Source organism: Flagellatimonas centrodinii, from assembly GCF_016918765.2.
Classification (GTDB): domain Bacteria; phylum Pseudomonadota; class Gammaproteobacteria; order Nevskiales; family Nevskiaceae; genus Polycyclovorans; species Polycyclovorans centrodinii.
In genome coordinates this window covers 484,463-497,156 of the sequence record NZ_CP092104.1, presented here as the reverse complement: position 1 = coordinate 497,156, position 12,694 = coordinate 484,463, and the positions used below count along the sequence as shown (strand labels likewise).

Here is a 12,694-nt window from a genome sequence, read left to right as displayed (position 1 = left end):
GCCAGTGCTCCTCAGAGAGGGCAGTGTTCACGAAAGGTCATCGTCAACCACTGCGCTCTGCATGCGCACGATTGCCGTCCCGGTGACAGCGAGGTAGTAGCCGGCGGCGATGCCGTCGGGTCGGTCCGGCCCGCTACTGAGGGCGGTGCATGGTGACTGCCTGTCGCTGGCCCACGCAGGGGTCGTGACCACCGCATGAATCAGCCGATCCAGTGCCGGCACCACCAGGCGGTGACACCAGACGCTGGCGACCTTGAGTAGATTGGCATCCTGGAGATGTACCTCGGTTCCGTCCGCGATGGTCACCGAATCGCGGGGTCGCCACTGCAGGTTATCGTTGGGAATGACCTGCGCCCACGCATAGGTGTCGTCGCCGTCAAGATGGATCCACTGTGATCGCGCCAAGGCTGTATGTAGCGCTGCAGTGGGATGCAGGATGCGGATGCCGATGCCCGGGGCTGACACCAATGCTCGGGCGCGCGCTTGAGCGGCGACCAGACCCTCGGGGCCGCGGGCACCGAAGGTCTGCAAGGCGGTCATGCCGTTTGCCAGCTCGGCCTCCATGGGCGCGCGCCGAGCATGATGCATGGCTCCGACTCGGGCGGCTTCAAACGTGGCACTGCGTAGCAACAGCTTGCAGCGGATGACGCGGGTCATCTCGAACAGGCCACCCAGCAAAGCAAGGAACAGCACAAACACCACCATGAATTCCACCGCGCCCTGACCGCGCTGTTGATGTGCCACCCTCATGGTGAGGTGTCGTTGTGGTCCGGCGCGGCAAGCTGCAGCAGCCGCTGGTGCAGGGCCTGCAGTCGGACGTGATACGGGCTATCGACAGCGAGCACCGCGCTGGCGGTCTCCAGCGTATCTATCGATTGCCGCAATTGGGCCAGCGCCAGGTTGTACCAGAGCCGCCCGTCGCCGGGATGCCGCTGTAGACCCTGCCGATAGCTGTGCACGGCCGCATCGAGTTGATCCTGGCGGACGTAGATATTGCCAAGCCGCAACCAGACCTCCGGCAGTCGTGGATGATCGGTGGCGAGCTGCCGGTATGCCACCTCGGCGTCGAGCAGGCGGGCTTCGCGTAGTGCCAGGTCGGCCTGATCGAGACGGTCCGACAGGCGTATGCCGGCATCCGGCGAGATCCTGGGCTGATGAACGCAGGCCATACAGAGGCAAGCCAGCAGCGGGATCAGGGTGCGCATGGCCGTCTCGCCAGCAGTTGCCCTGCCTGAAGCCCCAACGCGCGTGCCCGGCCCGCTGCCATCTCAACGACGTGGCATCCCCGCGGCTGCCAGCTGATGCGTGCCGGATGCAAGGGCGTGCACAGAGCGACGATGCGCCCGTGCGCATCGAGGTGCACGACATCGATTGGGAGGCTTAAGCCGACACTGTGGACACCGCGGCAGTCGGTAAACCACCAAGCCTCATCAGCTCGAAGTGCGCGCCGGCCCAGAAGCCCGCGTGCGCGCGCCCAGAAGCTTTTCGGTTGATGACACCGGGCAAACAGCAAGCGGCCGTCGGCGTCGACGATTTGTATGGCGCTATACATCGTGCAGAAGCTTCATCACGATGGGGAATGCCAGCACCAGGAAGGTGGTGGGAAAGATGAAGGCGACCAGGGGAAAAATCAGCTTGACCGGGGCCTCCATGGCGAGTTTCTCGGCCCGCTGAAAACGCTCGATACGCTGTTGGTCGGCTTGGATGCGCAGGGTGTTGCCGACGCTGCCCCCAGTGCGCTCGGCCTGCGCCAGCGCCGCGACGACGCTGGTGACTTCCCGCAGATCCAGACGGGCCGCCATGGCCTCCAGCGCCTCGATGCGGCCTGAGCCTGCCTTAATGTCACGGTTGACCCGCTGGATCTCCTGTTTGAGGAGCCCGTCAGGCCCGTTCTGGGTGGCCTGCAGAAGCGCGCCGGGCAAACTCAGACCCGCCTCCACCGCCATGGTGATGAAATCGAGATACGTCGGCAGCAGACGCACGATGGCGCGACTACGTTGCTTGCGGGCCTCGGCGAGCTTGAGAGCGGGCGCGACATAGCCGAACCCCACGGCTACCAGCGCCAGCGCAGGTGAAAAGCGGTCGACCGCAATCAGCGCCAGGGTGCTGAGGGTGCCAGCCAGTGTCGCAGCCAACAGGCGCAGCGCGAAATACTGTTCAGGCGTCATGCGGAAGTCCCAGCCGGCGTGGACCAGTTGGCGACGGATGCGCTCAATGGTTTCCACCGACAGGCCCCGCGCGAAGTAGTGTGCCAGGAAGCGCACCAGCGGCCAGACCATGCGCTCCGGCCAGGACAGGGGGTCCATGAATCGGCGGTCTACGTTGGGAAGGCTGTGCCGAAAGGCCAGCATTGACAACGCCATCAGGCCCACCGTGGCGGCGGCGAGTCCGGCAGCCAGCAGGGGAAGTTGCGGATCAGACATCAATGTTCACGATCTTGCGAATGAAGTGATAGCCAACGATCTCCATCACCGCGATGGCCGCAAGGGTGGCCCAGCCATGCAGGCTGTGAAGCAGGAAGGCCATGGCCTCCGGTTCCAGTTGGGTGAGGGCAAGTACGAGAAAGATCGGTAGCGCCGTCATCACCAGCCCCTGCAGCTTTCCCTGCGCAGTCAGGCTGCGAATCTTGCCCTCCATCTGCAGGCGCTTGCGGAGCGTGTCGGCGATCCGTTCCAGGGTTTCGGCAAGATTGCCGCCGACTTCGCGGGAGACCTTCATGGCGGCGGTGACCAGTTGTACTTCGACTTCGGGAATTCGGCGGTGGAGGTTGTCGGCCGCTTCGGCAAAGGCCAGCCCCACCCGCAGTTCCCGCAGCATCAGCGCCAGCTCCTGAGACAACGGTGCCGGCTCATAGGCCAGCACGGTTTCCAGTGCCTGGTTGAGGCTCAGCCCGGCGCGCATGCTGGTTGCGACCCCCATGAGTGCATCAGGAAGCTGTGCCACCACCTGCCGGCGGCGGCGTCGACGCATTAGCGTAAACACCAGCGGCGGCGACAGGCCGGCGGCCACGGTCAACAGCACGGCCAACAGCCAGCCGCCGCCCAACGTCATGACCATCAGCAACAGGCCGAGCAGAGCGGTGGCGTGCAGACGGAACAGCCGTTGCGGGTCGATAAACAGGAACAGTTGCGACAGGTTGCGCTCAGCCCGGTTCTGAAATGTACTGCGATAGTCCGCCCAGCCCTCGCGCAGGGTGCGCGCGCCGAGATAACACAGCGTTGCAGTGCCGGCAGCAGCCAGCAAGGCGAGAAGCGTCGGGGGGCTCACGCGGGGGGCTCCGCCGGTTCGAACAGCCGCAAGTCCACACCGATGCCGCGGCGGCCAAGCTGCTCGTAGAATTCCGGTACCAGCCCGGTGGCCTCGAAGCACCCCTGGACGCGTCCCTGGGCGTCATAGCCGGTTTGACGAAAACGGAATACCTCCGATAGCTGGATGCGGCCGTTCTCGATGCCCACCACTTCAGCGATGCTGGTGACCTTGCGCGCGCCGCAGGCAAAGCGGGTCTGCTGCACGATCAGGTGGACGGCAGAGGCCAACTGTTCGCGGATGGCGGTCACCGGCAGGTCCATGCCGGCCATCATCACCATCACCTCCAGCCGCGCCAGGCAGTCTCGCGGGCTGTTGGCATGCGCCGTGGTGAGCGAGCCGTCGTGCCCAGTGTTCATCGCCTGCAGCATGTCGAGAGCTTCGCCACCGCGGCACTCGCCCACCACGATGCGGTCCGGGCGCATCCGAAGGGCGTTGCGCACGAGATCGCGGATGCTGACCGCGCCGCGGCCCTCCTGATTGGGTGGGCGTGCTTCCAGTGATACCAGGTTGGGTTGGTACAGGCGCAGTTCGGCGGCGTCCTCAATGGTGACGATGCGTTCGGTAGGCGGAATGAAGTTGGATAACACGTTCAGCAAAGTGGTCTTCCCTGAGCCGGTGCCGCCGGAGATCAGCACGTTGCGACGATTGCGTACGGCCACATCGAGAAATGTGGTCATCGCCCGGCTGATCGAGCCGAAGCCCTGCAGATGCTCACCAGTCAGACGCTCCTGCATGAACTTGCGGATGGTCAGACAGGCGCCCCTGAGCGCCAACGGCGGTATCACTGCGTTCACCCGTGACCCGTCCGCGAGCCGGGCGTCGACCATCGGCGAGGCCTCGTCGATGCGTCGCCCGAGTGGCGAGACGATGCGCTGGATGATCGACTGCACCGCCGCATCATCGGTGAAACGGATGGTCGACCGGTGCAGTCGGCCGTTGCGCTCGTAGAAAATCTCGTCGGCGTTGTTGACCATGATCTCGCTGACTTCCGGTTCAGCCAGTAGCGGTTCCAGTGGCCCCAGTCCCACGGCCTCCGCCACCACCTGCTCTGTCAGCGCTTGCGTGTCGAGCGTGGCCGGTAGTGGCGGCCCCTGGTGCAAGGTCTCGCCGATCAATCTGGCGGTGAGAGCCCGCAGCGCGTCGTCGCTCATGGCGCTGACATCGATACGTCTGAGATCCATCTGCTCGTGCAAGGTGCGGCGTAGTCGCACGCGCCACAGGTGGTGCTCGCGGATGTCGGCTTCGTCTTCCGCCGGCGTGTGGGGTGACGGAGGGTCAGGCAGCCGATCCGGCATGACCTCGGCCGGAGCCGGCGCAGGAACGGGCACGGACGGACAGTGCACCCGGATCCGGTAGTCATGAATCTCGATGACATCGTCGGTGCGCAGCGGCCCGTACTGCTGGACCGCTTTGCCATTGACGCGCAGCGCAGCGACGCCTCGCAGATGCAACCCATCTTCGCCGGCATCGATGGAGGCGTGTCGCGGTGCCACCCGCCAACCGTGAAGCACCACATCATTGGTGGTGTCCCGTCCGATATGCAGTGGGATGTCGACATGCCAGCCCGCGCTGACCGGGGTGCCACGCGCTGTCGTTACCTGTACCTGAAACCCGTTCATTGGACCAAGGCCTCGTTCAGCGCTTCGCCGCCGGATAGTGTCTGCCGCAGATGGGCTTCTGCCGCCTGAAGTTCCGGGTTCGGATGACCGCTTCCGCGCTGCAACCGCGGGGTTACCGTCACCACCAGTTCGGTCCGCCGTTGGTTGAAGGCCTTCGAGCGGAATAGCGGTCCCAGGATTGGCAGGCTGCCCAGCCCCGGAAGCTTGTCGGCATTGCGAGTGTCACGGGCATCCAGCAGGCCCGAGAGGATGATGGTTTCGCCTGGACGTGCGGTGATGGTGGAGGTGGTCTCGCGCCGCAGTAGTCCCGGTACACCGTTGACCTGTACCGAGAAATCCACCGAACTCACTTCGGCCCTGATGCGCGACCGGATGTTGTGCTGGTGGTCGGCAACAGGTTGTATCTCGAGCTGGATACCGAACTCTCGGAACTCCACCACCGGCTGTCCGAACTCGTTGAGGATGGCGACGGGTAACTCGCCGCCAGCGAGGAAGGTGGCGGTCTCGCCACTGGTGGTGGCTAGACTGGGCGCCGCCAGCACGCGAGCGTGCCCTTCTTCCTCCAACAGTTGCAGTTCCGAGCCCAACACCGAGGTGATGCCGAGATAGCCGCTGAGCTTTTGCCCTCCGCTACCGACCGCCCCCAGCAGGTCCTGCAGTACGGCGCGGTCGCCGACCTCCGAAACCACTCCGAACCGACGATTGGGGATGAGATTGCCGACGATCCCCACCGCCGGCCCGGCGGCCGTGTCCTGCCAGCGAATGCCAAGATTGCGCTGATGGTTGCGGTTGACTTCCAATACGGTGACATCCAGCACCACGCTGTGTTCCACCGCGATGTTGAGCTCCGGCTCGACCAGGTTGATGGTCTGCGGAATGCCGCGCATCACCTGCTGAAACCCCTCAATGCGCGAACTGTCGATCGTGCCGCGCAGCAGGATGCGGTCGAGGTGGGGCGTGGCGATGACTGACGGATAATCTTCAAGCACGGCCTGCACCAACGCCATCGCATCGTCCGGGGCGCGGGAAAAGACACGCACGTCGAAGCGGTGGTGGCGTCCCGAGCCCGCCCAGATATCCAATGCCGAGCGGCCTTCCGACAGCCCTAGCAGTAGCAACTGTCCGTCGTCGAGCACGCTGGCCTTGGCCACGCTGTCGTTGCCTACTACCAGTCGGTCGATACTACCGAGGCGGCGGGTTTCCACTGCGCCGACGTACAGGTGTAGCGGCCGTCGGATGGCGTCGGTGTTCAGTACGGCGACCTCCGGAGCAGGTGCGGCCTTCTCGGACGTGGGCGTCGACTGCACCGAGACCCGGTAGCGGCGTGCTGGGGTGTCTGTTTGGCTCCAGACGGTGATGCGCGCCTCTCCGGGGCTGACACCGCGCAGCTGCAATTGCCGCGCGTCGTGGCGGGTGACCGTGACTACATCGGGCGGAATCACTTCGAAGCGGTCGATCTCGCGGTCATACAGGGTTGCCTGTCCGCCCACGCTGAGCGTTACGGTATCGACGTCGATGTCGCTGTCGGCGAATGCCGGCGCAGCGAGTACGTAGAGCGCCAGGCGGATGATCCGTGCTGCCGTCCGAATTGCGATCATGGACGTTGGGGAGCAGCGACTGCGTCTGGATTGGGTTGTGTGGCCATGTGCCGGCTCGGGGGGCGGGGCTCGAACGTCCGGAGGTGACGCTGCCCGCCAGGAACCGCATTGGAAAAGTAGAGATAACCGGGATGATGGCGCGGCTCACCGAAGTGAGGCCGGCCAGCTTCGCCGGCCGGCAGTGCCCTGTCGCCGGCGTTGCGCAGCAGGTAGTGCAGTCGTCCGACGGACTGCGCGTGGAGAATGCGCTCGGCGTCCGCCGCTGACACCGCGATGCTGATCAGTGTGTAGCGCCGCGCGTCTGCCGGCAGCGGTTGGAATCGCTGGTCGGATGCCCGCAACGGCTGCGGCCCTGCAGCGATCACGCGCACCCGTTCCAGTACGGGCTGCAGGGCGGTTTCGTGAAGTTGCGCTGCGCCATCGCGATCGACGAAGAGGTCCACATAGTCGCCAGGGACGAGCATGCCAGCGTGGTTCTCCAGCGCCGAGACCTCGAGGGTCAGGGCGCGGTCCCCCGGTGCCAGGAGGTCTGAAAAACGTTCCACCAAGGCGCCGGCGATGAAGTCACGCAGTAGCGGCTCCCCGCCGACCATCGGACGGCTGAGTACGCGGCCGCGAAGCGCCTTGTAGGCCTTTGGCGAAACGCTTCGATGCGACAGGTGACGGGCGGGAATCTCGCCAATGGCCATCGAGGTATCGTCGATGACCTCACCCGGCATGAGGTTGCGGCTCGCGACCACCACCGCGCGCATCTCGCCGTGGGCGAGGGCCGCTTCGGCCTTAAGGCGTGCGGCCTCGTCGGCAAGATAGCCGCGCATGACGACGTAGGCGAGGGCCCCCAGGGAGAGTGCGCCGAACAGCAAAATCCAGCCGATGTAGTCCCGGCGATTCATCTGGGATTATCGACAGTCAAAATGGCGACCAGCGTGATGTCGCCCCGTTGACGGACGGCTACGCTGGCCTGGGCAGTGGCCCCCTGGAGCACGAGACTGCCGCCGTCCGGACCCAGCCGAAGGGCTCCCGACCCCACCGGTTGAAAGCCCAGTGCGCGGAAGTGGTCGCGGTAGAAGGTCAGTTGGCGTTGTGCCGATGCGGTGCCGACGAACACCACGGTGCGGCTGCGCCGTCCCCCGTCTTCGGCATCCAGCCACTGATGCAGGTGGGTACCCGGCAGCCGCGGCAGGGCGGCGGGCTCAGTCACGGGTGTGTCGGCAAGTGTAGCGAGGCTTGCGAGCCCTCGGGTGCCGCCGGCGGCGGTGGGCTGCAGTTGAACCGTGAATAGCCGGCGCCCCTGCAGATGCGATAGCACCTGCCAACGTCCGCTGTTTCGCGTGCGCAGGCGCCCCTCCCACTGGGTCTGCAATGCGGTGACAACGTCCTGTGGCGATTCCGCGGAGCGGAGGGCGAACAGCTGCGTGGCGTGCCCGTTCAGCCGCAGTGAATCGCCCATCGCCTGCGACTGCAACAGCTCCGGCCAGGGTGGCAGCCGCCCGGCGTTGGCCACGAGACTGATCAACAGACCCAACATGAGCCCCGCGCTCTGGCAGCTGCGGTGAGGATTCATGGCTGCGGTACCTGCGGACCAACGCGGGCGGGTGGCAGTGGCTCCAGCGTGACGTGCCCGAACCGCAGGCGGTCGCTGTCGAGCTCTTCGGCGATTGGCGCATAGGCGACGAATTGCTGCACGTTGTCGACGGCACCATTGTCAAGAAACTGCTGCGGCAGCAGGCCGGATATCAGGTGCTGCGCGTGGGCGGTACCGCCGGCGGACCAGGTGCCGGTAAACAGCGCTGCCCGGCGTTCGAGTTGCAGATGGTCGAGGGCGTCGAATGGCAACTCGAACACCGCCTGCATGGGGGCGAGTCGCACCTGAACGGCGGCTTCCGTGATGCCGTCGGTCGCCAGATCAAAGCGGGTGACGGCGCCCAGGGTTTCGATGGCGGAATCCACTGCGCCGACCATCCCTGCCGGGGTCGCTGTGCTAGTGCTGACGGCGGTGTAGGAGACCGAATCGCCTTCGTCTCGGTCGCGAAGCAACATGTGATTGTCGCCGCCGGGTAAGGCCAGCAGGAAGGGGTCGGCGCGGAAGCTGTCGGGTGTTTCTGCGCTGATCTCGTCATCGTCATGGCTGAACAGGCGCAGGTCGATTTCGGCTGCCAGTACGGCATCGGCTTTCACTACATCGGCAGCGCCCGGGCCGGCGGGTTTCGCGGCTGACCAGACACTGCGTTCCCAAATCGCATAGCGCGCTGCCAGCTCCATCCCCTGCTGCTGGTAGAGCAAGCCGCCGAGTAAACGGATGAGCACCATGAGCGGCACGATCAATGCAGCCAGCACCACCAGCAGTTCAGTCAGGGCCTGCCCTTGCAGACGAACGCTCAGGGGCATGATGGTGGCTCCGTGAAGGTGCCGGTTGTGGTGTCGAAGCCTTTGTCGCCGGTGGCGATGAGACAATCGCAGAACAGCGTGCGATGAATCTCGGCTTCAGAGGCGCCGTCGTAGCCCATGTCGATGCCGCTGCCGACGATGTGGCCGGGCAGTTGATCACGGTGTTGCGCGTGAATGGAGCCCGCCTTCACGGCCTCCTTCTCAGCCCACGGCGGCACTTTGCCGTGGCGTTGCAGTTCGCCCTGCCATGCCTGGTAACCCTGGACGCCCAGCGCCGCCCCGCTCAGTACCCAGCTCTGGCAGCTGCTGTAGTTGCGAAAGCGGCGAACCAGCATTGCATGCTCGCAGGCGGGGAGTGACGGGGCGCCCTCCAGCAAGGCATCCAGACGTTGGAGATAGGGGTTGGGGTCCTTCGGCATGGCATCCGGGCAGCCCGGCGCGGGCAGTCCGGCCGTGGCCGTGTGCAGGGTGCCGAGCAGTAGGCCGAACGCAAGCTGGCGTGACGGTCTCTCGTGGAATGTCATCCTGTGCCTGACCATGCCTCAGCCCTCCGGACGCGCCACAGCGCCGTCGGAGACAATGGCGCTGGCAGTGAGCTTTTCGGTATCCGAAAGATCCACCAACCTGACCTGCCAGAACGGGTTGTACAGGTTGCCGTACTCCACCCGGTTGTCGGCGCGGCGCCAACCGTCGAGGTCGGTGGGACGCATGAAGTAGACCTCGGCCTTGGCCACAGCGCCTGCACGTCCGCCGGCCAGTCCGCCGGTTGCCCGAGCGTCGAGGTCATCCACGATCTCGCCACCCGACGCCGCCAACAGTTGGCGTTGTGAGGCGATGCGGTCTTCATCCTTGATGTAGAGCGCGATGACGGCGGGGCCGCGGTTGCGGGGGGTGTCGTCGAGGAGGGCGTGAAACGGCTGCAATCCACGGATGCTGGCGACGCGGTTGTGTACGTGGTCGCCGCTGATCGGGTTGGGGCTTTCGCTGGTGAGCAGTGCACTTGCCGCTGTCCGGTTCCGCCACGCACCGTCCCCCCAGCGTTGCGGATCACCCGCCCTATGGCTGAAGTGGTAGTCGAAACGGGTGACACCGGACCGGCTCTCATCGAGCGCATGAGCGGCACCCCAGGCAAGGGGGATCTCCGGAAGATCCCAGCATTCTTCACCGACAACGACGTCGACGCAGAACTGCACGTACTGCGACACCGTATCCATCGCGGCCCAGTCCCAGCGATAGGTTGAGTCGCCAGGATCAACGTCGCGGATAAAGTCGGTGCCGCCGAACTTCGGTGTGCGGGTACGGATCTCGAGACCGACTCCCCACGTGGCACTGAAGGGCGCATCCCACTGATAGCTGCGATTGGCGGAAAAGGGGTCACGTGAATCGATGACCACCTGCTCGAACTCGCGAAAGCGCCGGTTTGCCAACTGCGCATCGGCATCATCGCTGCCGATCGCCTGCAGCGTGTTCTGCTGCCCGATCTGCTCGTTCCACTCTGCCAGCAGGCTGGCCGCTTCAGCGAGCGAGTAGTCGCCTGCGGCCATGACCGACCGTGCGTCTGGGTCGTTGCGCCGGCCGATGTCGGCGCTGAAGGACGACAACTGCAAGACGATGCTTTGATGGAAAAGCCGTTGCACGTCAGACAGCAGACCGATGACTTGATCATTTATTGGAATCACGACCGCTGCAGCCTGGTCAATGATCTGCCGGTTGGTCGCGGCCGCCGTGCTTACGCTACCGGTGATGGCATTGATGCCGGGGATGAACTGGCCGATGGTGTTGGCGTTACGCGCGAACTGATCCATGCTGGCGGCCCAGGCGCTGAGCCCCACCATCTGCGCGATACCCACCTGGTTGGCCGCCATGGCGCGATTGGTATAGGCGATGAAGTTGAGATCACGCGCCACCAGCCCGGCAGTGCTGTAGGCGACATGATCGGCGGTGTTCTGCAACCGCATACGATCGCTCAGCAACGCCCCGGTGTCGTACAGCACCCACATCGCCAGCAGCACGGCGCCGATGAACAGCAGTGTCATCGGCATGACCTGTCCGCGCTGCTTCCTCGGCATGCGGCTGCTCGATCCTGGCGAGGTGCCGTCAGCCGCCCTCGTCACCCGCGATGTCGCGATTGGTGTAGTTGCCGAGCCCCGTATCAGCCTGTGCTTCGGTCAGCGCGTCCTGTGCGGCTTGTTCCGCAGCCTCGGTGCCGTCGGTGTTGTCCTCACCTGCCACTTGCGCTGCCATCTGCGCAGTCTGGCCGCGGACGGCTTGGCCAAAGTAGGAAAATGCCGCAATCGCGGCCAACGCGATCAGGGCCACAATGATGATGTATTCGACCATGCCCTGGCCCAAAGTGGTGATACGTGCGGATGTGCGCATGTCGGCTCCTCCTTCCATGAAGATCGTCGTGGTGCCTGCGTCGGGCGTCTATCGATGAGGGTCCGATGCTAGACGCCATTGAGTGCGATGTATGTCCCTAAAACGTGTGACAAACGGTCTGTTTTGATGTTCTGAGCGTGATGTCGTCGGGATTGACATCTTCGTGTCAAGGCGATAAGTCCCTCTAGCAGTGGGTTCGGGGGCGGCGTGCATGAACCGGTATCGAGGGTGCAGTTCCAGGTGGCCGCCGTGCAACAAAAATGACAGGGAGAGTCAGAGTGAAACCGGTATCCGCAGTTTTGGGTGACCGCCCGTCACGTCAATTTATGGATTGGGTCAAAAAGCTGGCGCGTGGATACACGCTTCAGTGGTGTCGTGATCACCGCGCTTTGCGTCTATTCCTCCAGGCAGCGCCCCCACCGAAATTGGTGCTGGCGAACTTGAGCAACATCACCGATTCCGAAGTCTCACTGTTACGGGATCGTGTTGCCGGCGAAGAAGGCGTTACCTTGGTAGCGGTCGGTAGCGCCCCGCAACAATGCTCGTTGGCGCTCAGGGCCGGGGCTGACGGCTTCATACTCACGTGCGAACCGGCCGAATCTGCACGCGGCCGCCTACAGGCGGCCGTCCGCGGTGAAATGGTGTTATGTGCCGAGGCCGTCGCCGCACTACAAACCCAGTTCGAAACGTATCGCATCCGAACCAATGCGATTGCGGAAACACTCTCGCGGCGTGAGGGTGAGGCGCTGGCGTTACTGTGCCGCGGCGCCCCCCTGCGGACCATCGCGCAGCAAATGGGTGTGACCTACAACACAGCGGTGACCTACATCCGTCGCGCCAGCGAGAAAGTGGGCGCAAGTTCGCGTATCGAGTTGACGCGCTTCGGCTTTCAGATTGGCATCGAGCGACTTCGACCTTCGGCATCCGACAGCGATGACGATACCCCGCACGCCGGATGAGCCTCCGCGCCCAATGTAACGGACCTCGACCGATAGGGGACGACATGATTTCAGGAAAGCGTTCAGGATCACGATCACGCGGCTCGTTCAGTCCGGCGCAGCGCGGCGCCGCGTTGTATCAATACGCCTTCATCACCGGCACCATGGCGACCGCGCTCGCGGTGCCGATCGGGAATCCTCCCCAGTCCGCCATCGAGCGCCTGACCAGCGCCGTACAACAAGAGCAGAGCGGCTTTCTCTATGTTGCCGGGCTGCCAAGCCTGCCGCGCGGAGACGCGCTGGCGAACGGCCTTCAGACCGAAGGTGGCGGGCTCGGTGGCGGCAGTGACGGTGGCGGAACAGGTGCAGGGGAGGGGGACCCCGGATACGACAGTGGTATTGGAGACCAGGGCGGCACTGGCGGCGCTGGCGGTGACAGTGAGGGCGGGAGTGACAGCGGCAG

Annotated in this window: 14 protein-coding genes; 1 reads left to right on the top strand and 13 read right to left on the bottom strand. The window is 64.6% G+C overall.

The genetic code is table 11. From position 1 onward, the window contains the following. Positions 1-27: 27 nt before the first annotated feature. Genes JN531_RS02385 through JN531_RS02330 form a run of 13 tightly spaced genes read right to left on the bottom strand, consistent with a single transcriptional unit; the run spans position 28 to position 11,293 of the window. A complete protein-coding gene (locus JN531_RS02385; RefSeq protein WP_228347257.1) occupies positions 28-750 on the bottom strand; it encodes a TadE/TadG family type IV pilus assembly protein in 723 nt (240 codons plus the stop codon). After that, positions 747-1,205 (bottom strand): tetratricopeptide repeat protein, encoded by a 459-nt coding sequence (locus JN531_RS02380; RefSeq protein ID WP_228347256.1) that lies wholly within the window; start codon positions 1,203-1,205, stop codon positions 747-749. Before JN531_RS02380 ends, JN531_RS02385 begins: the two co-directional genes overlap by 4 nt. After that, on the bottom strand, positions 1,193-1,552 hold the full coding sequence (locus JN531_RS17400; protein WP_366522392.1) for a DUF192 domain-containing protein: 360 nt from the start codon (positions 1,550-1,552) through the stop codon (positions 1,193-1,195). Before JN531_RS17400 ends, JN531_RS02380 begins: the two co-directional genes overlap by 13 nt. Then, on the bottom strand, positions 1,545-2,423 hold the full coding sequence (locus tag JN531_RS02375) for a type II secretion system F family protein (protein WP_228347255.1): 879 nt from the start codon (positions 2,421-2,423) through the stop codon (positions 1,545-1,547). The genes JN531_RS17400 and JN531_RS02375 overlap by 8 nt, the downstream gene beginning before the upstream one ends. Continuing rightward, positions 2,416-3,267 (bottom strand): type II secretion system F family protein, encoded by an 852-nt coding sequence (locus tag JN531_RS02370; RefSeq protein ID WP_228347254.1) that lies wholly within the window; start codon positions 3,265-3,267, stop codon positions 2,416-2,418. Before JN531_RS02370 ends, JN531_RS02375 begins: the two co-directional genes overlap by 8 nt. Further along, positions 3,264-4,928: a TadA family conjugal transfer-associated ATPase gene (locus JN531_RS02365; RefSeq protein ID WP_228347253.1), complete on the bottom strand. Its 1,665-nt coding sequence runs from the start codon at positions 4,926-4,928 to the stop codon at positions 3,264-3,266. Before JN531_RS02365 ends, JN531_RS02370 begins: the two co-directional genes overlap by 4 nt. Beyond that, complete coding sequence (locus JN531_RS02360) at positions 4,925-6,526, bottom strand: type II and III secretion system protein family protein (protein WP_228347252.1); 1,602 nt, start codon at positions 6,524-6,526, stop codon at positions 4,925-4,927. The genes JN531_RS02365 and JN531_RS02360 overlap by 4 nt, the downstream gene beginning before the upstream one ends. After that, a complete protein-coding gene (cpaB, locus tag JN531_RS02355; RefSeq protein ID WP_228347251.1) occupies positions 6,523-7,419 on the bottom strand; it encodes a Flp pilus assembly protein CpaB in 897 nt (298 codons plus the stop codon). The genes JN531_RS02360 and cpaB overlap by 4 nt, the downstream gene beginning before the upstream one ends. After that, positions 7,416-8,090: a hypothetical protein gene (locus tag JN531_RS02350; protein ID WP_228347250.1), complete on the bottom strand. Its 675-nt coding sequence runs from the start codon at positions 8,088-8,090 to the stop codon at positions 7,416-7,418. Before JN531_RS02350 ends, cpaB begins: the two co-directional genes overlap by 4 nt. After that, positions 8,087-8,914 (bottom strand): hypothetical protein, encoded by an 828-nt coding sequence (locus JN531_RS02345; protein WP_228347249.1) that lies wholly within the window; start codon positions 8,912-8,914, stop codon positions 8,087-8,089. Before JN531_RS02345 ends, JN531_RS02350 begins: the two co-directional genes overlap by 4 nt. Further along, the gene (locus JN531_RS02340; RefSeq protein WP_239795337.1) at positions 8,905-9,438 is read right to left on the bottom strand and encodes a hypothetical protein; all 534 of its coding nucleotides are present in this window, start codon (positions 9,436-9,438) and stop codon (positions 8,905-8,907) included. The genes JN531_RS02345 and JN531_RS02340 overlap by 10 nt, the downstream gene beginning before the upstream one ends. Positions 9,439-9,456: 18 nt before the next feature. Then, a complete protein-coding gene (locus tag JN531_RS02335; RefSeq protein WP_239795336.1) occupies positions 9,457-10,956 on the bottom strand; it encodes a pilus assembly protein TadG-related protein in 1,500 nt (499 codons plus the stop codon). Between the two features lie 55 nt (positions 10,957-11,011). After that, the gene (locus JN531_RS02330) at positions 11,012-11,293 is read right to left on the bottom strand and encodes a hypothetical protein (protein ID WP_228347247.1); all 282 of its coding nucleotides are present in this window, start codon (positions 11,291-11,293) and stop codon (positions 11,012-11,014) included. A 440-nt stretch (positions 11,294-11,733) separates the two neighbouring features. Here JN531_RS02330 and JN531_RS02325 point away from each other — a divergent pair, with 440 nt between their 5' ends. Next, on the top strand, positions 11,734-12,252 hold the full coding sequence (locus tag JN531_RS02325) for a response regulator transcription factor (RefSeq protein WP_228347246.1): 519 nt from the start codon (positions 11,734-11,736) through the stop codon (positions 12,250-12,252). The last annotated feature ends 442 nt before the right edge of the window (positions 12,253-12,694 follow it).

Coding starts and splice junctions, on each gene's coding strand:
- JN531_RS02385 (WP_228347257.1), bottom strand. CDS start 750: ATGAGGGTGGCACATCAACAGCGCGGTCAGGGCGCGGTGGAATTCATG.
- JN531_RS02380 (WP_228347256.1), bottom strand. CDS start 1,205: ATGCGCACCCTGATCCCGCTGCTGGCTTGCCTCTGTATGGCCTGCGTT.
- JN531_RS17400 (WP_366522392.1), bottom strand. CDS start 1,552: ATGTATAGCGCCATACAAATCGTCGACGCCGACGGCCGCTTGCTGTTT.
- JN531_RS02375 (WP_228347255.1), bottom strand. CDS start 2,423: ATGTCTGATCCGCAACTTCCCCTGCTGGCTGCCGGACTCGCCGCCGCC.
- JN531_RS02365 (WP_228347253.1), bottom strand. CDS start 4,928: ATGAACGGGTTTCAGGTACAGGTAACGACAGCGCGTGGCACCCCGGTC.
- JN531_RS02360 (WP_228347252.1), bottom strand. CDS start 6,526: ATGATCGCAATTCGGACGGCAGCACGGATCATCCGCCTGGCGCTCTAC.
- cpaB (WP_228347251.1), bottom strand. CDS start 7,419: ATGAATCGCCGGGACTACATCGGCTGGATTTTGCTGTTCGGCGCACTC.
- JN531_RS02350 (WP_228347250.1), bottom strand. CDS start 8,090: ATGAATCCTCACCGCAGCTGCCAGAGCGCGGGGCTCATGTTGGGTCTG.
- JN531_RS02345 (WP_228347249.1), bottom strand. CDS start 8,914: ATGCCCCTGAGCGTTCGTCTGCAAGGGCAGGCCCTGACTGAACTGCTG.
- JN531_RS02340 (WP_239795337.1), bottom strand. CDS start 9,438: ATGACATTCCACGAGAGACCGTCACGCCAGCTTGCGTTCGGCCTACTG.
- JN531_RS02335 (WP_239795336.1), bottom strand. CDS start 10,956: ATGCCGATGACACTGCTGTTCATCGGCGCCGTGCTGCTGGCGATGTGG.
- JN531_RS02330 (WP_228347247.1), bottom strand. CDS start 11,293: ATGCGCACATCCGCACGTATCACCACTTTGGGCCAGGGCATGGTCGAA.